This window comes from Sphingomonas sp. ERG5, from assembly GCF_000803065.1.
GTDB lineage: Bacteria > Pseudomonadota > Alphaproteobacteria > Sphingomonadales > Sphingomonadaceae > Sphingomonas.
The window spans coordinates 315,712-335,781 of record NZ_JSXI01000018.1; the positions used below are offsets into that span (position 1 = coordinate 315,712).

Here is a 20,070-nt window from a genome sequence, read left to right on the forward strand (position 1 = left end):
GCGCGGGCCGCATTCCAAAGGAGTGAATCATGAGCATTATCGAAGGTGGTCAGCGCCGCATCCGGCCCTGCCTCTACGGCGTGGTCGCCTTGGGCGGGAATGCCGCCGTGCTGGCCGATACGGCCCTGGACGCCGCCAACCCGACGATCGTCACCGCGTTCGCCGGACAGTCCGACGTACCGCGCAATGTGACCGTCAAGGGCAACGACGCGAATGTCACCGGCAATGTGGTGGTCGAGGGAGTCAGTGCCGGGGGCGCTGTGATTACGGAGACGATTGCGCTCAATGCCGCGAACGTCGTCACGGGCAACAAGGCGTTCAGGACGGTCACCAGGGTGACGCTGCCCAAGTATGCGGTCGCCAATACCGAGCGCATCCGCGTCGGCCTGGGCGCCAAGCTCGGTCTTCCCGTCCGTCTCAGCCGCAACACGGTGCTGGCCGCCTTCCTGGGCGGCGTGCGCGAGGCGACCGCGCCGACCGTGGCCGTCTCCGCGACCCAGCTGGAAGCAAACACGGTGACGCTCAATTCGGCGCTGAACGGCTCGGCCGTGATCGTCGATCTCTACGACACGAACTGAGGAGGCTAGTGATGATGAAGGCAAAAACGCGCCTGTACCTGACAGCCGACAGGCTCGCTCTGGTGCTTGAAGGCGATACCCGCGCGGCGACGCTTTATGCGACGCCTGGTGATGATATTCCGGACAGCGCCGCCGAGCGCTACGGCCTGGTGGACGGCGCCCTCGGCGATGCGCCGACTGGCGAGCCTGAAGGCGTTCTTCGGGTCGCGACGTTCGATGGCGAAACGGTCGAGGTCGCGGGCTATCGATTCGGGGCCGAATGGTTCGGATTCCGCGACAGTGATCTCGATGAAGGTCAGCTGCTTGCGATCCTCAAAGAGCAATCGCTGAATGTCGAAGCGGCGTTGCTTACCGGCCCGTCGCGCTTTCCCGACTATGTTCCGTTCCCCGGTCGTGCCGGCGCTATCACAGCGCTCCAGGCCCATGTTGATTACGATCTTGCTCATGGGCGTCCCCATGATCGCGTCGGTCTCAAGAGCGAGGACTATGAGCCGCATCCGGCTGAGGTGTCGCCGCCGCCTGCGCCACCTCCACCGCCTCCGGTGGTCGAGGGCGGCAATGCCGCACCAACCGGGGCCGCGCAGGCCACTCCAGCCAAGGGAGGCAAGGCCGTGAAGGCAGCCGAGACCAAGGAAAAGAGCGCACCAGCAAACAAGGAAGCCAAGGCGAGCGAGAACAAGGGCGCAGGTGCCGGCAACGGCGGCGAAGCCGCCAAGGGTCAGGGCTGAGCTATGGCGCTGATCGACCGGGTCAAGGAACGCACGGGCAGTGATCTGTCCGATGTCGAGTTGCAGGCAATGATCGTCGGGATCGCGGCCGAGCTGGACGCGCGCCTTGGGCCGGCCGGTCCGCAGACGATCGAGCTGGGCGACCCGACCGATCCCGATTCACGCTTCCGCCGCACGCTGAAGTTGAACACGCCGATCGATGTCAGTGCGGCGCTGGCGATCGTCGAGACCGATCCGTCCAACAGCGGCGACGACGCGAACGACACAATTCTTGCCCCTGGCGACTATCGGGTCATGCACGGCGGGCGCACTCTTCAGCGTCTCGTCGGCGGTCCAAACGGCCGGGACCATTGGGCACCGCTGGTGCGAGTGACCTTTACGCCAATCGGCGATGCCGGCGACCAGGCCGCGCGCGATGAAGCGACGATCAAGCTCATCCAGCTCGATCTTTCCTATCGCGGCGCGCTCAAGAGCGAAAAGGCCGGCGATTATCAGTTCACCCTCTCCGGCGATCCGGTCGCGGATCGCGAGGGCATCTTTGCAAGCCTGACCGCCAAGCGCGGCGGCGGGATGGTGATGGCATGAAGGTCGAGGTCAATCTGGAGCTGCGCGTCCTTCAGGTGGGGGACTTTATCTATTCGCTCGATATTCTGGTCGATGGTTTCGAGACACCCAAGGGTCAAGTCTGCACGATCACGAAATCCGAGCCCGCCCCGAATGGCACGCGCACCATGCTCTTTCACCTGAAGGATGAGCAGGCATGATAGCGGGCCGCCTTACCATGCGCGCCCAGGTCGAGCGCGACCAGGCCGTCGCCAAGGATGCATGGGGCCAGGCTGTAGCGCCAGATTTCCAGCCGCATGGCGATCCACTGGCTTGCTTTGCCTGGTCACCATCGGCGCGCGAGCTGATCGACGGAAGCAAGAGCGCGCAGATCGAGGACGTGCGAGCGATGTTCGCCCTGGGCGCCGACATCGCCGAGGCCGACGAGTTGAGCGCGATCACCTCGCGGGCCGGTGTCGTGCTGTTCCCTGGACGGCTGAAGGTCGAGGGACCGGTGCAGTTCAAGCATACCCATCTCGAAGCCGCGCTGCGGAGCATCGGCTGATGGCCGGCAACTCCCTCGGATCGAACGGCAAGGCCTCGCTTGTCTGGACTGGCGATGCCGTGACGAAGCGGATGCGCGAGGCCCAGATACGCGGTGTCAATGGGACCATGGGCGCCTGCGCCGTCGAGGCTAAGAGCAAACACGAGTGGCAGAACCGAACCACGGTGCTCGAAGGCGGCATCGACGTGGTCGACTATGCCGCTCCGGTCGAGACAGGTGTGGCGGGCACCTGGGGCGTGCGCGACGTAAAGTATGCGCTGATCCATGAGGTGGGCGGGACGATCGTTCCGAAGAACGCGAAGGCCCTCGCGATCCCGCAGCCGGATGGCAGCGTTCGCTTCGCCAAATCGGTGACAATCCCGGCCCGCCCGTACCTGCGGCCAGCCGGCGACAAACTCTATCCGACGCTCGCAGGCCGAATCCGCGTCGCCTACGACAAGTCCGGCGCTCCAGCCTCTGGAGGCACCGATGGTTGATCTCGTCGGCGCCGTCGTCGCGTTGCTGAAGGCCGATACCGATATTGGCGCGAGCGCGGGGGTGCGCGTGTTCGGTGGCGAACTGCCGGACGATGAAACTCGGCACATGGCGCGCCGCGCGATCGTGCTGAAACCCTCGGGCGGCGTATCACTGACCAGCGGCAGCTATATCGAGGCGGACACACAGCGCCTCGACCTGTTCGCCTATGGCGCCACGCCGCGCGAAGCGGCCGATCTGCTCGCCCAGGCGGGGGCGGTGTTGCGACCGCTTCGGCGGACAGTCTCGGCCGGCGTGCTGATCCATTGGGCGCAGAGCGCGGGCGGCTTCCTCAATGGACGCGAGCCCGTAACCAACTGGCCCCGCGCCTGGCAGTCTTTCCAGTTTCTCTATTCGTTGAAGGAGGTTTGAGATGGAACCGTATGAAATTATCGCGGGGCCGCTGACGCTCTGGCTCGCGCCGATCGGCACGGCGTTTCCGCTGATCGGCGTGGCGCCGGCTGGGCCATGGACCAAGCTCGGCGCGAGCGGAGACCGCAACTATTCGGACGATGGCGTTGCTGTGATGCACAGCCAGACGATCCAGAAGATCCGGCCGGCGGGCGCGATCGGCGCGGTGAAAGCATTCCGCACCGAAGAGGATTTGATGCTCACCGTCACGCTGTGGGACAATACGCTTGAAGCCTACACCGTGGCGCTCGGCGGCGCCGCCCCCACGGTGACGGCGGCCGGGGTCGGCACGGCCGGGACGAAGAAGATCGGCCTGTCGCGTGGCCAGTCAATCAAGGCCTATGCGCTGCTGGCGCGCGGGCTGTCTGCCTACGGGGACGGCTTAGCCGCGCAGTATGAGGTGCCGCGCTGCTATCAGTCGGCCAACCCCAATCCGATCTATCGCAAAGGCGTGCCGGCAGGGTTGCAGCTGGAATGGAGCGCGCTGGAGGACAGCGCCGCGTCGAGCGACGCTGAGCGGTTCGGGCGGCTGATCCAACAGCACCAGGCGGCGCTGCCCTGACCGATCGGGCCGGGCACGCCCGGCCCCACTCCAACACCGCAGGAATTCCCATGGCTGATGCCCCTTTGCTTAATCTGGACACATTGATTGTCCGGCCGACGATCGACATTGACGGCCGGCGCTTCGAAATATTCAGCGCCGATGAGCTGTCGGTGCTGGATTCGCACCGCTTTGGTATCTGGGGGCGCCGGATCGAGAAGCTCGCGGCGAGCGATGACGATGCTGACAGCGTCGAATATGGCGCGCTGATCGACCGCGTTGCACGAGCGGTGATCGTCGATGTGCCGGACGATGTGTTCGGCAAGCTGTCCGGTGCGCAGCAAATGGCGATCGTCGATGTTTTTACCGGGCTCCTGCTGCGCAACAAGCTGGGCGTAGCGGGAGCGATGGCAACGGCGATGGGGGCGCTGCGGACTGGGGAGACCTTATTCCCCGGCTTCAGCGCTTCTACGGCGGCACAGGACAATGGTGGCTGGCTGAAGCGCCTGCCGCGCTGGTTCGCGCATTCGTGAAAATGCTGCCGCGTTTGCAAGCCGAAGAGCAGATGGCGGCCGTTGATTCGGCTGCGCTCGGCGCTGGCAGCTACAACCAGGACGACGCGCAGCGGATGATGCGCCGCCTTCGCGATACCGCCTCCGGCCAAAACGGCGAACGGGGCCGGTCGCGCGGGCGTGCTGCAAATCCAGGCCAGCTGGCGGCGATGGGTATCAGCGTTTCCGTAGTGCCTTCTCAGGAGGCTTTAAGCGGTGGCTGAGCAACTCGGTGAAGCGCTGCTCGTCTTGCGCACGGACGATCGCGGCCTCGATGCCGGCATCACGAACGCGAAGGGCAAAAGCGAGGGTCTCGGTCGCACGCTCGATGCCACATCGGGCAGTGCGTCCAAGCTGAGCAAGGCGCTGGACGATACCGGCTCCAGCGCAAGCAGTGCGGGGAGCAAGACGGCGGAATATTCGCGCGAAGTTTCGCGGCTGAAGGCTCAGATTGACCCGGCCTGGGGCGCTTTGCAGAAGTTCCGCGGTGAGGCCCAGTTGGCGCGCCAGGCGCTCGACGCCGGAGCCATTTCGCATAAGCAATATGTCGATGCCATGCGGCAGAGCGCCACCTCGGCGGGGCTGCTCAACAATGCGGGCAAACAGGTGGTCGCGGTAACCGGTGCGCAACGCGCCGGCCTCCAGCAGCTCACGATGAACCTCGGCGATATGTCGACTATGTATTCGATGGGCGCCCGCCCGATGCAGATCTTTGCGTCGCAGTCGTCGCAGATCGTCCAGGCTGTTCAGCTGATGACTGGCGGCACCAGCAGGTTTGCCGCGTTCATGGGCGGTCCCTGGGGCATGGGGATCACAGCTGGCGCAATGATCCTGTTGCCGCTGATCAGCAATCTGTTTGGTGCCGAGGACGCCGCCAAGAAAACGGGCGATGCGAACGAGACGCTCGCCCAGAAGCTTGACCGCAGCAAGCACAGCATCGTGGAAGTGATCGCGGCGCTGCGCGACTATAATGGCGAACAGGCCAAGGCCCGCGAAACCACACTTCAACAAGCCGAGGCCGCCACGAAGAGCGCGGACGCGGAGCTGAAAAAGGCGTTGGCAACACGCACCAAATTGGCGGCTGAACTCGAAGCGCGTCGGGCGTCCGCTACTGGCAATGCGGGCCAGGGCACGGGCGGCGCGGCCGGCGCGTATACTCAGGGCCAGCTGACCGCGACCGAGCAGAGGATCAAGGACAATGAGGCGCGGATCGCCGACCTGAGAAAGCAAGCGAGCGAGGCGAACATCAACCTCGCCGACCAGCGATCCGATATTAACGCAGACCCTACCAAGGCAATTCGGGAACGGTTCGCTGCATTGAAGCAGGGGGCGAACGACACGATCAAGGATGTCGATAAGCTGACCGCCCGTCTGACCGCCCTGAAACTTCAGGAAGAGGCGGCGTTGAAAACGGCACGGGAGAGCGCCCGTGGGTCGGGTTCCTCGGCGTCGGCCGACGCCAGCGTCGGCGACATGACCGCGCTGCTGAAGGACATATTCCCGGGCGTCCGGATCACCTCGACCACTGGCGGGAAACACGGGGCGAAGAGCGACCATTACAAGGGTCGCGGGATCGATTTCGTTCCCCAAGGGGGCATGGGCACGTACACCACGGCCGAAGTTGAGAAGATCCTTGAAGATGCCGGCGTCACCATCCGACGCAACGCCAGTGGAACCAAGCAGATCTTCGGCCCCGGTCGTTCGGCGGACAAGCCTGGAGACCATAACGATCATTTCCATGTTGCCTGGGAGGGCGGCGCATCGCCCGAGGAAGCGGAGCGTCGCAAAGCGCAGGCGGCCGAGAGGGCGGCCAGGGCGAAGGAAAAAGAAGACCAGCGCGTTGAACGTTACTCGCGCGATCTGGCCGGGCTTCAACAGGCGGCGGCTGACATCCAGAAGCGAATGGGTGATACAGCCGAGGAACGATACCGGCTTGAGCTTCAAGGCCTGGAAATCGCGACTGCCGAGCATAAACGCCGTATCGAAGCCAACAGAGAGTATACCCAGGCCGAAAAGGCAAAGCTGCTTGCCGCGCTCGCAGTAAAAGATAGCCTGGAGCGGCAGCTACTTGAACATCGCAGGCAAGAGGAACTGTCACGCCAGGCACTTGAGGTCGCCCAGGCGCAATGGAGCAACGAGCGCGAATTGCTGGAGAAGCAAGCGTCGCTTACCGATGTCCGGACCGAGCGGCGCGCGATCGAGCAAAAAATCCTCGACGAGCAGTACAAGCAGCTCCGAGCCGAGCTTGAATGGACCGCCCAGTACAGCAAGGATGACGGTGCGCGGGTCGCTGCCAAGGATCGGCTGGCGAAGCTCCCCGAACTCAAGGCGCTCGATCAGCAGCGGCTGAATCGCGACACTGAGAGCCCCCTGGAACGCTATCGGCGCGAAGTTCAGGGCGTGGGCAACAACATCAACGATGAGTTGGAAGGCGTCGCCGTAAATGGGCTGGAAAAGCTCAGCGACGGTCTCGGTGATGTGATCATGAACGCGAAATCCCTGGGCGACGTCTTCAAGGACGTGGCCAAGCAAATCATTGCTCAGCTGGTTCAGATCGCCGTTCAACAGGTGCTGATCAAGCCGTTGCTGGAGGCGCTCGGCGGAAGCGGAGGCGGTGGCGGGCTATCGATCGGTGGCGGCAGTGGCGGCGGTGGCCTTGGCGGCCTCTTTTCCTCTCTCGGTAACCTCTTCGCCGGCATGTTTGCCGATGGCGGCCTCATTCCCAACGGCAGCTTCGGTATCGTCGGTGAGGCAGGGCCGGAGCCGATCTTCGCCACGTCGGGCGGGATCGGTGTGCTGCCCAATTCCGCGCTACGCGCGGCCGGAGGGAGCGAAAAAAGCGGTCCCAGTTACCTCCATGTCAGTGTCTCCGGCGCGCGCGGCAACGCCGAGATCGAGGCGATGGTCACGTCTGGCGTGCGCCAGGGCCTGGCAAGCTACGACAGCGTCGTCGGTGACCGTGTCAAAGACCATATTGCGAGGCGCCGATGAGCCATATCGACTGGCCCGCAGTGCTGGAGGCGACCAATGTGCAGGTTCGCCCGCCGCGCAAAACCTATGGGCTGAGCAAGAGCTTGTCCGAGTTCGCCCAATCGGTGCCGGCCATCCGGCCGCCGTTCGGGCTCACCCTGGAATTCGAAGGCCTGCACGGCGACGAAGTGCTTGCGTATCGTGCGCTGCTCGGCGCGCTGGAAGGCCGGGCGAACACGGTCCGCGTGCCCCTGTTCGACCTGTGGTTCGCAGCGAACGACGCTGCGTTAAGTGCTGGCGGGTCGCCGCATTCGGACGGCACCGAATTTTCCGACGGCGCGCTCTATCTGGTCAACGACCTGTCGGGCGTGCTGGTGACCGGCACCCAGGGCGGCCGCACGATCACCGCCGACTTCGGCGGATACGGCCAGCTGCTCCAGGGCGGACTCTATTTCGGGCTGGCTGACCACCTCTATCTCGCAATCGGGGTCACCTGGGAGGGAACGGTCGCGACGATCCGATTCAGCCCCAGCCTGCGCACAGACTATGCGGGCGAGCCGCTCAAGCTCCGGCCAACGATGATTGCGCGCCTGCTCGACGATGACACCGGCCAGCTGATGCTCCAGCGAGGTCGGTTCGGCAGTCCCACGCTCGAATTTGAGGAGGCGTTTGATGAGCCTCTTTCCTGAGACGATCGCGGCCAGCTTGGCCGGGACTAAAGTCGAGGCCGCCTATCTCATACATTTCGACTTCACGACACAGCCCATGCGCTTGTGGCGCGGCAACGGCCTTTTGAAGACGAAGGACAACGCGACCTGGTCGGCGATCGGCCAGCTCGGCAGCGTGACCGGTATCGAGCAGGCTGTGAACGGTGAAGCTCCAGTCGCGACCTTCACCCTGTCCGGGGTCGATCAGAGAATCGTGCGGTTGGCGCGGGACGAGTTCAAACCGGAGGTCGATGGACGACTGGCGACCGTGCTGGTCCAATTCTTCGGCGAGCCTGACGACACGGACCCGGACAATCAGCGTCCGCTGGATTTTCCCTTTCCGATGTGGGCTGGCCGCTGCCTGACGCCGACCTTCACCATAGAGCAGGGCGGCGAGCATTCGGTCTCGATCGCGGCGGAATCGGTGTTCGCGCTGCGCTCCCGGCCGAACTACGCGATGTATACCGACCGGGACCAGCAACACCGCTTTGCCGGTGATCGCGGCTTCGAATTCACCGGCACCCTGGTCAACAAGGTGGTGACATGGCCGGACTATTGAACGCGGCCGCCAATGAGCATCCCGTTGATGCCGTCGCGGGCGTCCTGCGTCGCTGGGCATCCGAGCCGTTCGACTGGGCGACGGACAATTGCGGCCTGGCGGTGCTTGCCTATGTCGAGCGGGCGCGCGGCCTCGTATTCACCCCGCCGCTGATCTTCACGGGGAAGGTGGACGCGCTGCGCTTTATCCTCGCGTCGGGCGGTCTGGAGACAGTGTGCGCGACCGTGTTTGGGCAACTCGGCTGTCCGGCGACGGACGCGCCACGGCGCGGCGATGTCGGCTTGGTCGATCTGGCGGCCGGCCCGACCGTTGCGATCTGCGTCGGCCACGTCGATGCGATCGTAGGAGGTCAGGTTCTTGAGCACCGCTCGCTTTGGGCGGCGAAGGGCGATTACGAGGTCGTGATCGTACCCGCGCGTCCCATAGCCGCGTGGTCAGTGATCCCGAGCGTGCCATGCCCCAAGCCATAGGAGCGGCCATCTCCCTTCTGGTGGGGCCGTTCGGCCTGGGCGGCGGCGCGCTGCTCAACGCGATCGGCATTCCGGTTTCCACCGGGATTATCGGGAACCTGCTTGGCATCGGGCCGAAGGGTCCGCGACCGAGCGACGGACAGCAGAACGTCAATGAGGCGATCGGCTCGCGGTGGCGCCGGTACGGGATCGTGCATAGCGGCGGCCAGCGCACCTTCCTGGAGAGTTCGAACGGCAGACTTGGCATCGTCGTGACGTTGGGAACGGGCGAGGACAGCGAGATCCTGGAACACCGCATCAACAACAAGACGGTGAGCTTGTCCGGAAACGGCACTGTCCAAGGGTCGAGCTATCACGGCGCGATCCATGTCTACACGCGAAACGGCGCGGCGGATCAGTCGGCGATTGGCCAGATTACTGCGCGGTTCCCGCAATGGACTTCGGCGCACCGTCAACGCGGCTGCGCCCATGCCGGAATCATATGTGACCCTGTGAAGGCCGAGCATTTCACCGAAGCCTTCAATGGCCAGATGCCGGTTTACAGCCAGGTGCGGAAAGCCGCGAAGCTTTATGATCCCCGCAGGGATTCGACTGCGGTCATCTTTGATGACGGCGCCGGCTTCACGGTCAACGGCACCGGGCCGCACCGCTTGAGCAATCCTGCGACTTGGGAGTGGAGCGACAGCGCCCCGTTGGTGATCGCCGATTATTTCGCGCATCCTGACGGCTATGGCCGGGGCTATGGCAGCGTGAACTGGACGAACATCGCCCAGGAGGCCGCCCACGCCGCCGAAACCGTCCTGACCTATTCCGGCGAAACCATCGCGCGCTGGCGTCTCTGGGCGAGCTATTCGCTCGTATCGACGGAGCGCAAGACGGTGCTGACTGACATGCTGAAGGCCTGTGACGGCTTTTGCTGGCAGGATGCGAAAGGCCTCTTCAACCTGATGGTCGGGCGGTTCGAGGAACCAACCGTCGTGCTGACCGACGATCATATCCTGTCCCTGACGGCGACGTTGGGTCCGGAGGCACAGCAGCGGCTGAACGCGATGAAGGTGCTCTATACCGAGCCGGCGCTAGGCTATCGCGAGCAGGAAAGCGCGACGATCTCCGACCCGAATTCGCCGGTCGATCCGAACGCCGACCCCGACGCGCTGGAAGCCTTCTACGCCCCCCACCACAATCAGGCGGTCCGGCTCGGCAAGTTGTCGTTCGCACGCATGGGCGACCGATGGCACATCACGGTGCTGACAAACCTTTACGGGCTCAACATGATCGGCGAGCGTTTCTGCCGCCTTGTGTCGGCGCAGCTGGGCGTGACCGGCTACTTCATGGTCGGCGGCCTGCGCATAAACTTCGCGGACATGACGGTCGAGGCAACGCTCAACGAAGTGAAGCCTGAGGACTGGGAGTTCGATGCGGCGACCGACGAAGGTGTCCCGCCGACCGCGCCGGGCGATTCGCCGCCGCCGCCGCCGCTTGCCGCGCCGACCGGCCTTTCGCTCAGCGCGGTTCAGATCGCCCTGGGCGGGGCCAGCGGCGTGGCGATCGCAGCGAGCTGGGACGATCCCGACCGACCGGATTTCTCCTGGGAGGCGAGCTATCGACCCAGCGCGGGCGGCGACTGGGTGCCGATGCTGGTGGACAATGATTCCCGGACGGCCCGGAGCGGCCCGGTGGACAGCGGCACTCTCTTCACCGTGCGGGTGCGAGCCTTGACGATTACCGGCCGCGCGGGCGCCTATGCCACCAATACGATAACGCCAACCGCCAACGCCGCCACGCTGGGCGCACCTAGCTTGCTGAGCGCGACGGGCGGTGTCGGCAAGGCGGATGTGAGCTTCCGCATGCCGACGAGCCCGCAGCTTGCCTATGCGCGGCTCTATCATTCCTCGACCAATGTTTTCGGGACGGCGACGCAGCTCGGCGGAAACATCGTCGGCGGCTTGGGGCAACTCATGCCAGTGACCGACACCGGCCTCTCTTCCGGGGCGCAATATTATTGGGCGCGGGCCTTTGATGGCTCGGGCGGTCAGTCGGCGCTGACCGGACCCGTCATGGCGACGATCAGTTGAAGAGGAAGGAGTGAAATGGGCAGAATCACGCAGCTGATTCAGCGGGCTTATCGAGATTTCTCGACCGATGGCGTGGCGTCCAGCGGCCTGCATGAACCGGTCAAGTCGGACATACGGGCGATCGGCCGGGAGATCGACAGCGCGATTACGGAGCTGGCGGCGGCCTTCGTCGCCGATAATGCCGTAGTCGTCACCGCGCTTAGATCGACACTCGACACCAATCTGACGCCGGCAGCCCCGGCGCTGGGCATCGTCTGGAACGATGGTATCCGCAACGGGATCTATATCAAGGTCGGCGGCACGGGCACTGGACGATGGGACCCGACCGGCTTGATGTTGAGCGGCGCGACCGGCGCCGATGGCTTGAGCTTCTACGAAGTCGCGATCCAGACCGGCTATGTGCCCGTTGGTACGACGGAGGAAACCTTCGTCAATGCGGTCGCGCTGGCGGTATCGGCTCTGGCGGCCGCGAATTTGGCGCCCATCATTACTAATATTGCGAACGTAAACGCGGTCGGCGCAGCGATCGAGAACATCAATACTCTTGTCCCGGCGCTTACCAGTGTGGCGACGGCCGTGGCTAATCTCCCCGCCATTCAGGTCCTGGGCGGAATTACCGCCTCGTTCCTGCGCTCCGCGCAGCGCATCGCGCCTTCGACAGTCCTCACCGAGGCAAAAGGACAGACCAACGACACGAGCACCGGAGCGATTGGCGGTATCTGGATCATGTTTGATGCTGCGGCGGCAGCGACAGTCGAAGGTTATCTCACCTCGTTTTCCGTCAAGCACAACACAGCCTTGGCCGGCCGCACGGTCGAAGCCTATATCATGCGCGATCTGGGCGGCGGCGATTACAAGGTCACTTGGGCATCGGGCCTCAAAGCGGCGGCTGCAACCGGCATCACGACCATCGCTATCCCGTTGACTGATGGCGGAGTCATGGCGGTTGGCGATGTGATTGCCATTTGGGACAGCGCATCGACGAATGCGAACGGGCCTGCCTATTTCGCGGTGCCAGCGGGAACTATCTCTACCAAGACTTCGAGCGTCGGTCCCGGTGCCGCGCGCCTCACTGTCGGGTTGAACTATGGTGCAACCGGATACGCATCACAGACCAATCTCCGACCGCAGATCGCCTTCACCACTACCACCACTTCGTTGATCGTTACGCGCGACTGGTATGGTGCGGCGTTCGGCGTTCCGGCGCTGGAGTCGGACGCCCGAATCAAGGGCGCGCACCTTCCGCTCTATGCGGGCAAGAAAATCTCTGTCGGCGATCTCGCGATCACACAGGAATCTGGATCACGCGTTTTCCGGGTCAACAAATTCGACAAGACCGACAATTACGGCTCGCTCAAGCCCGCAAGCACTTTTGCCTTCGGCAACACTACAAACTTCGCCGCTGCGACCTATAACGGCGCGGCCCCAGGATTTACGCGGGGCGGCCGCTTGGTCGAAATTTCGCTGGGTGCGGGGGCCGCCATTCCGGCTGGCACGCCAACGCTTCAGCTTGCGGTCTATCGACCGCGCACTGTTCCACCGGCAGGGCTGTCGAGCGCCGCGATCACCTATGATCCGGTCGCCAACCTTGGCGAGTGGCCACTGACGGCCCTTGCCGGCACCACCACGACCGAACCGCTGGTTTTCAAAGATCTGGATGCGACGGTGCAAGCGGGTGATATGCTATTTGTCCGTGGACCTGCGGGGTTTGGCTTTCCGTACGGGACGAACACGGGCGGGGGGCATGAATATGACGATGCTTACTTCGTCTCCGTCGCGCCCGTTGATCTTACCACGGCGGCGTTCGACAGATCCTTCTCCGCGGCGAGCAGTGGCGCTCACTTCCGGTTGATCTACAGCGTTCGCATCGTCGATGGCCCGCAGAACAGCGCCTATGATGGGCCTAACTCGCGCCCGCGCACGGACTCCCTGGGCAATCTCCCGAGCAGCGTCGCACGCGCCCCCGATCTGCCGCTGAAGAACAAGAAGATTGCGCTTACCGGGTCGAGTATTTCCACGGCGTCCGGCGGCGGCAATGCCGCCGATGTGGGCCACCTTCAGCAAGCGATGGCCGATCTCCAGTGCACCTATGACAATCTGGCGATCGGCGGCTCGGTCGTTCAATGGAAAACGTCCGGTCCCACGGGGCTTTCAGTTGAAAATCAGACCATCGGGGCCACCGCCGCAGAGCTGACTGACCGCTTCGGCGCGGGTGCGGCGCAATGGAGCTTCGAGAACCGGCTGATCGGCAAAGGCTATGACGGCGTCGTCATGCACGATGCCATCAATGATACGAACGTCGGCGGCGCTTTTGTGGTTGGGGCTTGGGGAGACGTTGCGCCCGACAGCTTTTACGGCGTGATGACCCGCATGATCGATGCGCTGATGACGGATAATCCGGACATGCTGATCTGGATGCAGACGCCGTTCCACCAGTGGGCAAATTATCCGGCAGCTGGTGTCTTTCCGACCCAACAGACCAACCGCTTGCTCTATCGTGACGCCTGCTTCGACATCGCGCTTAAGCTGGGGCTGCGCGATCCGATCGATTACATCGGGCGAGTCCAGTGCAACCGTACTGTGGTCAAGAACGGGTTCGGGCTGGGTGACATGATCCACCCGCACACGAAAATGAAGAACAGCGCTCGCCGCGTTATCTACGAGGCGATGAACCGTGGTTGATAGAGCGCTAGGCTTGCCGGAAGGCAAACATATTGATCGGCCCGTCATAGATCGCCGCCCTCAATCGCGGGCTCCACGCGCTGAACGGCATGCTCTGGCCCCGATGAAGGAAGGTGGCCGCATAGCCGAGCGTCGCCAGAAGTTCGACAACGGCTTCGGGGCATCCTTCGCAGTGGCTGGCCTGGGTCTCGATAAGGAGGTTCGGGCGGTCGCGTTTGATCGTCTCCCAGCCTCCGCGCAAAACAGCCAACTCGTGCCCCTCGACGTCAATCTTGATAAATCCGACATTCTGGAACTGGAAATCGTCCAGGCGCCGCACGTCGACTTCGACTGTTTGTTCGCGGTCAAACGTCACGCCGTCACTGATCGACGCATAGCCCGGCATAACGTGGCCATTTTCGCTGATCGGCATACGCAGAGTGGCCGTGCCTTCCACATCGGAGAGAGCGCATTGTTCGACCCTGATGTTTGGCCAAGCGCGCTGGAACAGGCGAGCCATTTTCGGGTTGGGCTCGAAGGCGATGACCGAGGAACAGCGCCCGATCAGCGTTCCACTGTATGGACCCCAGTTAGCGCCAATATCGATTGCGACCTTCGAACGGTCGGCAAGCGCCGGCACCAGCCCCAGCTCCGGCTCTCCCTCTCGACGCCATGCAGCGAGCTTCAATCTCGCTGCAAGTCGCGGCGCGATAGAATCTGAGCGGTGCGCAACGCGCGAGATATGGGACCACAATGTCATGGGCGGGGCGTGTATCAGCGCGTGCGACGCGCCGCAACGGAAGTGCTGTATTGCCACGATCAGAGGCCATTGAGAGCCTTCTGATCGTAGGCTCAACCATTGTTCGAGTGCTCCCGAACCTCTTGTCAAAGACTCTCGAACCTTTTGACCCGCTACAGCTGTTATGCGCGGTTCCACCCCTGCTATCGGAACAGGGGTGTTGTACAATAAGCTATTATAATGTAATGATAAATTTGCATTCCACATCCAACATAACATGGGGTGCGTTTTTCATGTCGGAATAACAGCGGAAAACAGCGGTGCGATGGAAGCCGCGACTCGCATCGGATAGCGGCTCGTCGATCCGTCCTAAACCTGCCGCGCCAGGGCTTTTTTCAGCCGGGCATGTGCCGACGCCTTGATCTGGCAGATCCGCGCCGCGCCGACCCCGAGCACCAGCCCGATCTCCTCCAGGTTCAATTCCTCGACATAATAGAGCTGCACCACTTGCGCCTCGCGCTCGGGCAGTGCGGAGATCGCCGCGATCAGCGTGTCGCGCAGATCGGATTCGGCAAGCTGTTCGAACGCATCGGGATCGTCGCTCGCGAACCAGGGCTTGTCGTCGCTATAGAGTTCGTCGATCGGCTCGAAGCGCAGCGGCTCGGCGGTCGCATAGTCGATCCTGAGTTTTTCGATCGTCACGCCCAGCTTCTCCGCAATCTGTGTCTCGGTCGGCGCGCGACCGGTTTCGGTGGTCAGCGTCTTGATCGCCTCGTTGAAGGCACGTCTTCGCTGCATCGCGCCGCGCGTCAGCGTCGCCTGGCGGCGCAGCGCATCGATCATCGACCCGCGCACACGCGTTACGAGATAGTGTTCGAACGTCACCTGGCCGCGATCCTCGAAGCCGGCGACTGCCTCGACCAGGGCGACCAGCCCGATCTGAATCAGGTCCTCGACTTCGACCAGGCTGCTCATGCTGCCATGGACGTGCCAGGCGATGCGTCGGACCAGTGGCAAATGCTTGCGCGCCAGCTTGTCGAGGTCGGGCGCAGCACCGCTGCGGCCATAGGTCAGGGGCGCGGCGTCAGCGAAGGCGGCGGGGAGGGGATGTGCGCTCATGCTGCCAGTGCCTCCGGCGCACCGATCACCGCGACCACTTCGACGGCCTTTTCCTCCGGCACTTCGAAGAAGCTCATGACGGGCGTGTCGGGCAATATAGTGCGCACCAGCTTGCGGATCGCGACGCGGATCGCCGGCTGGACGACCAGCGCGAACGGCTTGGCGTCGGCGACCAATGGCGCCGCGGCACGCTGCAGCGCATCGACGATGCGGCGGCCGAGATCGGGCTCGATCGTGTGGCGACGCGATGGATCGGAGCGCACGGCCTGGCCGAGCAGCCCTTCGAGCTGGCCTTCCAGCGTCATCACGCGCAGCGGTTCGCGCACGCCGCACAGTTTCTGGATGATCAGGCCGCCAAGCTCGGGACGAATCATCTCGATGATTTCGTCGGCATCGGGTGTCTTCTGCGCGGCGACGGCGATCGCGGCGGCGATGCGGCGGAACTCCTTCAACGGTATATTCTCCGCAAGCAGGCCCCGCAGCACTTGAGTGAGCGTGGTCAGCGGCAAGGGGTTAGGCGACAGCGCGGCGACCAGATTGGCGGCGCGATCCTTCAGCCCGTCGAGCAGGCTCTGCACTTCGTCGGGGCCAAGCAATTCGGCGGCATGCGCACCGAGCTGATGGTTGAGGTGTGTCGCGACCACGGTGCCGGGATCGACCACGAGATAACCGGCGCCGGTCGCGGCATCGGCATCGCCTTGCGCGATCCACACCGCATCGAGCCCAAAGGTCGGATCCTTGGCACGCTTGCCGTTGAGTGTGCCGACCGCCTGGCCGGTGTCGAGCGCGAGCATCTCGTCGGGCGAGACGCTGTCCTCGCCGACGGTGACGCCGCCGACATTGATGCGATAGGCAAAGGGCGGCAGGTTGATGTCGTCGCGCACGCGGACCTGCGGCACGACGAAGCCCAGCTCTTTCGACAACTGACGCCGCACGCCGGTGATTCTGCCCATCAACGGACTGCCGCGGCGTTCGTCGACCAGGGGCACAAGGCCGTAGCCGATGTCGAGCACGACCTGCATATGGTCGGAGACTTCGTCCCAGCCGATCTTCGACTGATCGACCGGTTCGACCGCGGCGACTTCGACCGGCGCGGGGCGCTTGGCCTGCTGGTTGAGCTTCCAGGCGGCGAAACCGGCGATGCCGGCGGCGGGCAGGATGATGAAGTGCGGCATGCCGGGCATGATGCCGAGCAGGCCGAGGATCACCGCAACCGGGGTCCAGGTGCGCGCCGAGGCGAACTGGCCGCCGATCTGGCCGGCCAGATCCTGGCTGGAGGTGACGCGGGTGACGATCGCGGCGGCGGCGATCGACAGGATCAGCGACGGAAGCTGCGCAACCAGCGCATCGCCGATCGCGAGGAGGACATAGGTTTGCGCCGCGGCGCCGATCGACATGCCATGGCTGACCGGACCAAGGATCAGGCCGCCGGCGATATTGGCGAACAGGATCAGCAGGCCGGCGACGGCATCGCCCTTCACGAACTTCGACGAACCGTCCATCGAGCCATAGAAATCGGCTTCGGTCGACACTTCGATGCGGCGCGCTTTGGCCTCTTCGGGCGTGATCAGGCCGGCGTTGAGGTCGGCGTCGATCGCCATCTGCTTGCCGGGCAAAGCATCGAGGGTGAAACGTGCCGAGACTTCCGACACGCGCCCGGCGCCCTTGGTCACCACGATCATGTTGATGATCACCAGGATCGCGAACACGAACAGGCCGACGATGTAATCACCGCCGATGACGAAGGTGCCGAATGCCTCGATGACATGACCCGCCGCCGCTTCACCTTCATGCCCGTGCCCGAGCACGACACGGGTTGAGGCGACGTTCAGACCGAGCCGGAACAGGGTAGCGAACAGCAACACGGTCGGGAAAGCGGAGAAATCCAGTGGTTTCTGGGCGTTGAGCGCGACCATCAGCACCGCAAGGCTGATCGCGATATTCATGATGAAGAAGACGTCGAGCAGGAAGGTCGGGATCGGCACGACCATCAGGATGACGAGCAGCAACGTCGCGAGCGGCAAAGCGGAACTGCGCAGCAGCGGCAATATGCCGCGTGGCTTGAGAGCGATGGCCATGCGTTAGGCTCCCAGGCTCGCGAGCATCATATAGGCGAGCCGCGCGGTATTCGGTGTCGGCCGCATCAGGCTGGCGCTCTGCGTCTGGCGGTTGGCGCTGCCGTTGATCTGGTCGAGCGTCGCCTTGGCCCAGGCCCCGGCATTGTCGCCGCTTTCGCCCGCACCCGGAATGACCGTCGCGCCGTCGATTTCCAGCGCTGATGCCATTGTCACCGGCTTCATTGCGAAACCGTCGCTCGCGCCGCCATTGGTCGCGCCGGTGGCGATGCTGGCGCCCTTGTCGAGCTTGGCAGCGAAGCGGCTATAGATTTGCTCGAGCGAGCGCGGCTGGCCGTTCGACGCGTAAAAGATGTTGCGGTTGGCGCGGGCGGCGGCGGGGAACATGCTCGCGCCGCTGCGGCCGGGATTGGCCTCCATCGCGCCGAGAAAGGAGCGCGCCCCGCCCAGCCCGAGGAAATGCGCCATATAAAGGTCGGTGCCGGTGGCGTCGCGGCCCAGCGCGCCTTCGATCGCATCCTTGTTGTCGGAGGCATGCTCGGCCGCCATCAGCGAGGCGGTCTGCGGGTCGTTGCGCAGATTGAGGATCGCGCGGCGCGTGGCCGGATCGGTCACCGCCATGCGGCCGTTGCTGGCCGTCTTGATGCTGTCGGCGGCCCAGCCCAGGCCGTGCTCGGCGCCATGCTGCTTCATCACGCGCAGCCAGCTCTGGTCGATGAATTGGTACAGGCCCGACGCGCTCGACGTGCTCGCACGCGCATTGGTGCGCATCCCGCTTTCGAGCTGCGCCTGACCCATCAGATAGTTGAAATCGATCCCGGTCTTCTGGCTCGCTTGCGCGATCGCCGACTGGACCGACGCGCCGGAACTCTTCCCAGAATTGTTTCCGGTGATGGCGAACGGATTGAAACTCATCGGTCCTCGGCTGATTGCCCTTATTCAGGGATCAATCAGCAAGGAGCGTGCCATTTCTGTAATTTAGGAGCGTTCAACGCGTGGCCGGCATCATGCCCTTACGCGTAGACGGAGACGCCGCCACTTGGCCGGTAACCGCCGCCGGCATCGCCGGTCAAAGTTTGCAGGCGGCGGCGAACATTTGCCGCCATCAGATTGACATAGATGCGACAGGTTTCATTGAGGCGATTGGCTTCCTCGGCCAGTTCGCGCAACTCGGGACCGACCGGCGCGGTTCCCATGGCAGCGATCGTCTCAAGCCCGGCCAGCTTGGCCTGGGTTGCGCGTTCCAGCGCATCGATGTCGTTCGCCTTCAGTGCGGCGATCTCGACATGGAGCGAATCGATCACGCCGATCAGGGCGTCACGCCGGGTCATTGCGAGTCCATTCGAATTTGGCCGCGATCAACCGGTCGGCGATCTGCGCGGGATAGATCGGAAAATGCCCGTCGGCGATCGCCTTGCGGATCTCGGCGATGCGCTCCGAATTGATAGGCGGCTTGGCGGAAAATTCCTTCGCGGCGATCGCCAGCGAGGATTGGCTGACCGCCTCCGTTTCCGGTCCGGTCGACTTTTGCACGACGGCCGGCGCCACGACGCGCGCGACCGGGGCAACGCCGCGATCGCTGGTCTGGACAGGCTTTACGCCTAGAGGATCCACCATGTTCACCCCTTTCCGGGTCATGCCACACAGGGATAAACGACCGCATCCGCCAAACCTTTACGAAAATTATTCGGGCCAGCTGGTAATGATCAATCAGCCCAGCCGGGCAGGGTCGCACGGCCGCTCGCCACCGCCACGGCCTGAACCGGTGCCCGGCCACCATCGATCTTGACCAGGAAGCGGGCGCCAGGTGCCGCATCGCCCGCTGCGACGCCGTCGCGCGTGATCGAAAAGCCCGGAGATCCGGCTTCGATCGTCACCGGGTCGCCGCGCTTGATGACAGGGTCGGCCTTCACGGCGGGAATCACCGCCGCAACGGCTTGCGGTGCGATCTTGCGTGGTTCGCTCGGGGTGAAGCGGACCGGCACGAACACGCGCCATTGCGGTCCGGTGCAGGTGATGACCACCGCGTCATGCGCGTCGGAACGCCAGGATAAAGACACGGTCGGGCATTGCGCGAGCTTGAGCCGCGCATCGACCACGCTGCGCGCGCCGCCCTCGTCACCGATTCCACGCCCGGTAAAGGCGGCAACGGCGCGGTCGAGCGAGACGGTATCCTGAAAGGCGGGCGCGGCGAGTGCGGGCGCGGCAATCAACAGGGCAGGAAGCATCGCGATAAGGCGCGAACGGGACATGGCTTTTTCTCCA

23 protein-coding genes are annotated in these 20,070 nt (G+C 63.9%); 16 read left to right on the plus strand and 7 right to left on the minus strand.

The window, feature by feature from the left end; all coding sequences use genetic code 11:
* Window positions 1-29: 29 nt before the first annotated feature.
* From OO12_RS07140 to OO12_RS07215, 16 genes are read left to right on the plus strand one after another with little or no spacing between them, the layout of a single operon-like run.
* Entirely contained in the window at window positions 30-578 is a 549-nt protein-coding gene (locus OO12_RS07140; RefSeq protein ID WP_034157918.1) for a hypothetical protein, read from the plus strand.
* Window positions 579-589: 11 nt separating this feature from the next.
* The gene (locus tag OO12_RS07145; RefSeq protein WP_034157919.1) at window positions 590-1,306 is read left to right on the plus strand and encodes a hypothetical protein; all 717 of its coding nucleotides are present in this window, start codon (window positions 590-592) and stop codon (window positions 1,304-1,306) included.
* Window positions 1,307-1,309: 3 nt separating this feature from the next.
* Window positions 1,310-1,891, plus strand: coding sequence for a hypothetical protein (locus OO12_RS07150; RefSeq protein WP_034157920.1), 582 nt, complete (start codon window positions 1,310-1,312; stop codon window positions 1,889-1,891).
* Window positions 1,888-2,070 carry a hypothetical protein gene (locus tag OO12_RS07155; RefSeq protein ID WP_034157921.1) on the plus strand — a complete coding sequence of 61 codons (183 nt, stop codon included), beginning with the start codon at window positions 1,888-1,890 and terminating at the stop codon, window positions 2,068-2,070. Before OO12_RS07150 ends, OO12_RS07155 begins: the two co-directional genes overlap by 4 nt.
* The gene (locus OO12_RS07160; RefSeq protein ID WP_034157922.1) at window positions 2,067-2,414 is read left to right on the plus strand and encodes a hypothetical protein; all 348 of its coding nucleotides are present in this window, start codon (window positions 2,067-2,069) and stop codon (window positions 2,412-2,414) included. Before OO12_RS07155 ends, OO12_RS07160 begins: the two co-directional genes overlap by 4 nt.
* Window positions 2,414-2,890 carry a hypothetical protein gene (locus tag OO12_RS07165; RefSeq protein WP_034157923.1) on the plus strand — a complete coding sequence of 159 codons (477 nt, stop codon included), beginning with the start codon at window positions 2,414-2,416 and terminating at the stop codon, window positions 2,888-2,890. The genes OO12_RS07160 and OO12_RS07165 overlap by 1 nt, the downstream gene beginning before the upstream one ends.
* Complete coding sequence (gene gp17 / locus OO12_RS07170; RefSeq protein ID WP_034157924.1) at window positions 2,883-3,299, plus strand: tail completion protein gp17; 417 nt, start codon at window positions 2,883-2,885, stop codon at window positions 3,297-3,299. The genes OO12_RS07165 and gp17 overlap by 8 nt, the downstream gene beginning before the upstream one ends.
* A gap of 1 nt (window position 3,300) precedes the next feature.
* Window positions 3,301-3,900 (plus strand): hypothetical protein, encoded by a 600-nt coding sequence (locus OO12_RS07175; RefSeq protein WP_034157925.1) that lies wholly within the window; start codon window positions 3,301-3,303, stop codon window positions 3,898-3,900.
* A gap of 50 nt (window positions 3,901-3,950) precedes the next feature.
* Window positions 3,951-4,412, plus strand: a complete 462-nt coding sequence (locus OO12_RS07180) for a hypothetical protein (protein WP_034157926.1) — start codon at window positions 3,951-3,953, stop codon at window positions 4,410-4,412.
* Window positions 4,413-4,414: 2 nt separating this feature from the next.
* Window positions 4,415-4,654, plus strand: a complete 240-nt coding sequence (locus OO12_RS07185) for a hypothetical protein (protein ID WP_052215608.1) — start codon at window positions 4,415-4,417, stop codon at window positions 4,652-4,654.
* Complete coding sequence (locus OO12_RS07190; RefSeq protein ID WP_034157928.1) at window positions 4,647-7,421, plus strand: hypothetical protein; 2,775 nt, start codon at window positions 4,647-4,649, stop codon at window positions 7,419-7,421. The genes OO12_RS07185 and OO12_RS07190 overlap by 8 nt, the downstream gene beginning before the upstream one ends.
* Window positions 7,418-8,089 carry a hypothetical protein gene (locus OO12_RS07195; protein WP_034157929.1) on the plus strand — a complete coding sequence of 224 codons (672 nt, stop codon included), beginning with the start codon at window positions 7,418-7,420 and terminating at the stop codon, window positions 8,087-8,089. Before OO12_RS07190 ends, OO12_RS07195 begins: the two co-directional genes overlap by 4 nt.
* Complete coding sequence (locus tag OO12_RS07200; protein WP_034157930.1) at window positions 8,073-8,666, plus strand: hypothetical protein; 594 nt, start codon at window positions 8,073-8,075, stop codon at window positions 8,664-8,666. The genes OO12_RS07195 and OO12_RS07200 overlap by 17 nt, the downstream gene beginning before the upstream one ends.
* Window positions 8,651-9,136 carry a DUF6950 family protein gene (locus tag OO12_RS07205; RefSeq protein WP_034157931.1) on the plus strand — a complete coding sequence of 162 codons (486 nt, stop codon included), beginning with the start codon at window positions 8,651-8,653 and terminating at the stop codon, window positions 9,134-9,136. Before OO12_RS07200 ends, OO12_RS07205 begins: the two co-directional genes overlap by 16 nt.
* Window positions 9,121-11,211 (plus strand): hypothetical protein, encoded by a 2,091-nt coding sequence (locus tag OO12_RS07210; protein ID WP_152616301.1) that lies wholly within the window; start codon window positions 9,121-9,123, stop codon window positions 11,209-11,211. The genes OO12_RS07205 and OO12_RS07210 overlap by 16 nt, the downstream gene beginning before the upstream one ends.
* Window positions 11,212-11,226: 15 nt before the next feature.
* Window positions 11,227-13,893, plus strand: coding sequence for a hypothetical protein (locus OO12_RS07215; protein ID WP_034157933.1), 2,667 nt, complete (start codon window positions 11,227-11,229; stop codon window positions 13,891-13,893).
* A 7-nt stretch (window positions 13,894-13,900) separates the two neighbouring features.
* Here the strand turns inward: OO12_RS07215 and OO12_RS27405 are convergent, their stop codons facing one another.
* From OO12_RS27405 to OO12_RS07250, 7 genes are all read right to left on the minus strand, one after another.
* Window positions 13,901-14,560, minus strand: coding sequence for an FkbM family methyltransferase (locus OO12_RS27405; RefSeq protein WP_160296752.1), 660 nt, complete (start codon window positions 14,558-14,560; stop codon window positions 13,901-13,903).
* A 420-nt stretch (window positions 14,561-14,980) separates the two neighbouring features.
* Window positions 14,981-15,730 (minus strand): sigma-70 family RNA polymerase sigma factor, encoded by a 750-nt coding sequence (locus OO12_RS07225; protein WP_034157934.1) that lies wholly within the window; start codon window positions 15,728-15,730, stop codon window positions 14,981-14,983.
* Window positions 15,727-17,808, minus strand: a complete 2,082-nt coding sequence (flhA, locus tag OO12_RS07230; RefSeq protein ID WP_200887399.1) for a flagellar biosynthesis protein FlhA — start codon at window positions 17,806-17,808, stop codon at window positions 15,727-15,729. The genes OO12_RS07225 and flhA overlap by 4 nt, the downstream gene beginning before the upstream one ends.
* A gap of 3 nt (window positions 17,809-17,811) precedes the next feature.
* Window positions 17,812-18,720: a flagellar protein FlgJ gene (locus OO12_RS07235; protein WP_034157935.1), complete on the minus strand. Its 909-nt coding sequence runs from the start codon at window positions 18,718-18,720 to the stop codon at window positions 17,812-17,814.
* A 98-nt stretch (window positions 18,721-18,818) separates the two neighbouring features.
* Window positions 18,819-19,136 (minus strand): flagellar protein FlgN, encoded by a 318-nt coding sequence (locus OO12_RS07240; RefSeq protein WP_034157936.1) that lies wholly within the window; start codon window positions 19,134-19,136, stop codon window positions 18,819-18,821.
* Window positions 19,123-19,422, minus strand: coding sequence for a flagellar biosynthesis anti-sigma factor FlgM (flgM, locus tag OO12_RS07245; protein WP_034157937.1), 300 nt, complete (start codon window positions 19,420-19,422; stop codon window positions 19,123-19,125). Before flgM ends, OO12_RS07240 begins: the two co-directional genes overlap by 14 nt.
* A gap of 89 nt (window positions 19,423-19,511) precedes the next feature.
* Window positions 19,512-20,057 (minus strand): flagella basal body P-ring formation protein FlgA, encoded by a 546-nt coding sequence (locus OO12_RS07250; protein WP_052215610.1) that lies wholly within the window; start codon window positions 20,055-20,057, stop codon window positions 19,512-19,514.
* Window positions 20,058-20,070: the final 13 nt, after the last annotated feature.

Excerpts from the sequence above, each read along its gene's own strand:
- OO12_RS07140 (WP_034157918.1), top strand. The coding sequence starts at position 30 with ATGAGCATTATCGAAGGTGGTCAGCGCCGCATCCGGCCCTGCCTCTAC.
- OO12_RS07145 (WP_034157919.1), top strand. The coding sequence starts at position 590 with ATGATGAAGGCAAAAACGCGCCTGTACCTGACAGCCGACAGGCTCGCT.
- OO12_RS07150 (WP_034157920.1), top strand. The coding sequence starts at position 1,310 with ATGGCGCTGATCGACCGGGTCAAGGAACGCACGGGCAGTGATCTGTCC.
- OO12_RS07155 (WP_034157921.1), top strand. The coding sequence starts at position 1,888 with ATGAAGGTCGAGGTCAATCTGGAGCTGCGCGTCCTTCAGGTGGGGGAC.
- OO12_RS07160 (WP_034157922.1), top strand. The coding sequence starts at position 2,067 with ATGATAGCGGGCCGCCTTACCATGCGCGCCCAGGTCGAGCGCGACCAG.
- OO12_RS07165 (WP_034157923.1), top strand. The coding sequence starts at position 2,414 with ATGGCCGGCAACTCCCTCGGATCGAACGGCAAGGCCTCGCTTGTCTGG.
- gp17 (WP_034157924.1), top strand. The coding sequence starts at position 2,883 with ATGGTTGATCTCGTCGGCGCCGTCGTCGCGTTGCTGAAGGCCGATACC.
- OO12_RS07175 (WP_034157925.1), top strand. The coding sequence starts at position 3,301 with ATGGAACCGTATGAAATTATCGCGGGGCCGCTGACGCTCTGGCTCGCG.
- OO12_RS07180 (WP_034157926.1), top strand. The coding sequence starts at position 3,951 with ATGGCTGATGCCCCTTTGCTTAATCTGGACACATTGATTGTCCGGCCG.
- OO12_RS07185 (WP_052215608.1), top strand. The coding sequence starts at position 4,415 with ATGCTGCCGCGTTTGCAAGCCGAAGAGCAGATGGCGGCCGTTGATTCG.
- OO12_RS07195 (WP_034157929.1), top strand. The coding sequence starts at position 7,418 with ATGAGCCATATCGACTGGCCCGCAGTGCTGGAGGCGACCAATGTGCAG.
- OO12_RS07200 (WP_034157930.1), top strand. The coding sequence starts at position 8,073 with ATGAGCCTCTTTCCTGAGACGATCGCGGCCAGCTTGGCCGGGACTAAA.
- OO12_RS07205 (WP_034157931.1), top strand. The coding sequence starts at position 8,651 with ATGGCCGGACTATTGAACGCGGCCGCCAATGAGCATCCCGTTGATGCC.
- OO12_RS07210 (WP_152616301.1), top strand. The coding sequence starts at position 9,121 with ATGCCCCAAGCCATAGGAGCGGCCATCTCCCTTCTGGTGGGGCCGTTC.
- OO12_RS07215 (WP_034157933.1), top strand. The coding sequence starts at position 11,227 with ATGGGCAGAATCACGCAGCTGATTCAGCGGGCTTATCGAGATTTCTCG.
- OO12_RS07225 (WP_034157934.1), bottom strand. The coding sequence starts at position 15,730 with ATGAGCGCACATCCCCTCCCCGCCGCCTTCGCTGACGCCGCGCCCCTG.
- flhA (WP_200887399.1), bottom strand. The coding sequence starts at position 17,808 with ATGGCCATCGCTCTCAAGCCACGCGGCATATTGCCGCTGCTGCGCAGT.
- OO12_RS07235 (WP_034157935.1), bottom strand. The coding sequence starts at position 18,720 with ATGAGTTTCAATCCGTTCGCCATCACCGGAAACAATTCTGGGAAGAGT.
- OO12_RS07240 (WP_034157936.1), bottom strand. The coding sequence starts at position 19,136 with ATGACCCGGCGTGACGCCCTGATCGGCGTGATCGATTCGCTCCATGTC.
- flgM (WP_034157937.1), bottom strand. The coding sequence starts at position 19,422 with ATGGTGGATCCTCTAGGCGTAAAGCCTGTCCAGACCAGCGATCGCGGC.
- OO12_RS07250 (WP_052215610.1), bottom strand. The coding sequence starts at position 20,057 with ATGTCCCGTTCGCGCCTTATCGCGATGCTTCCTGCCCTGTTGATTGCC.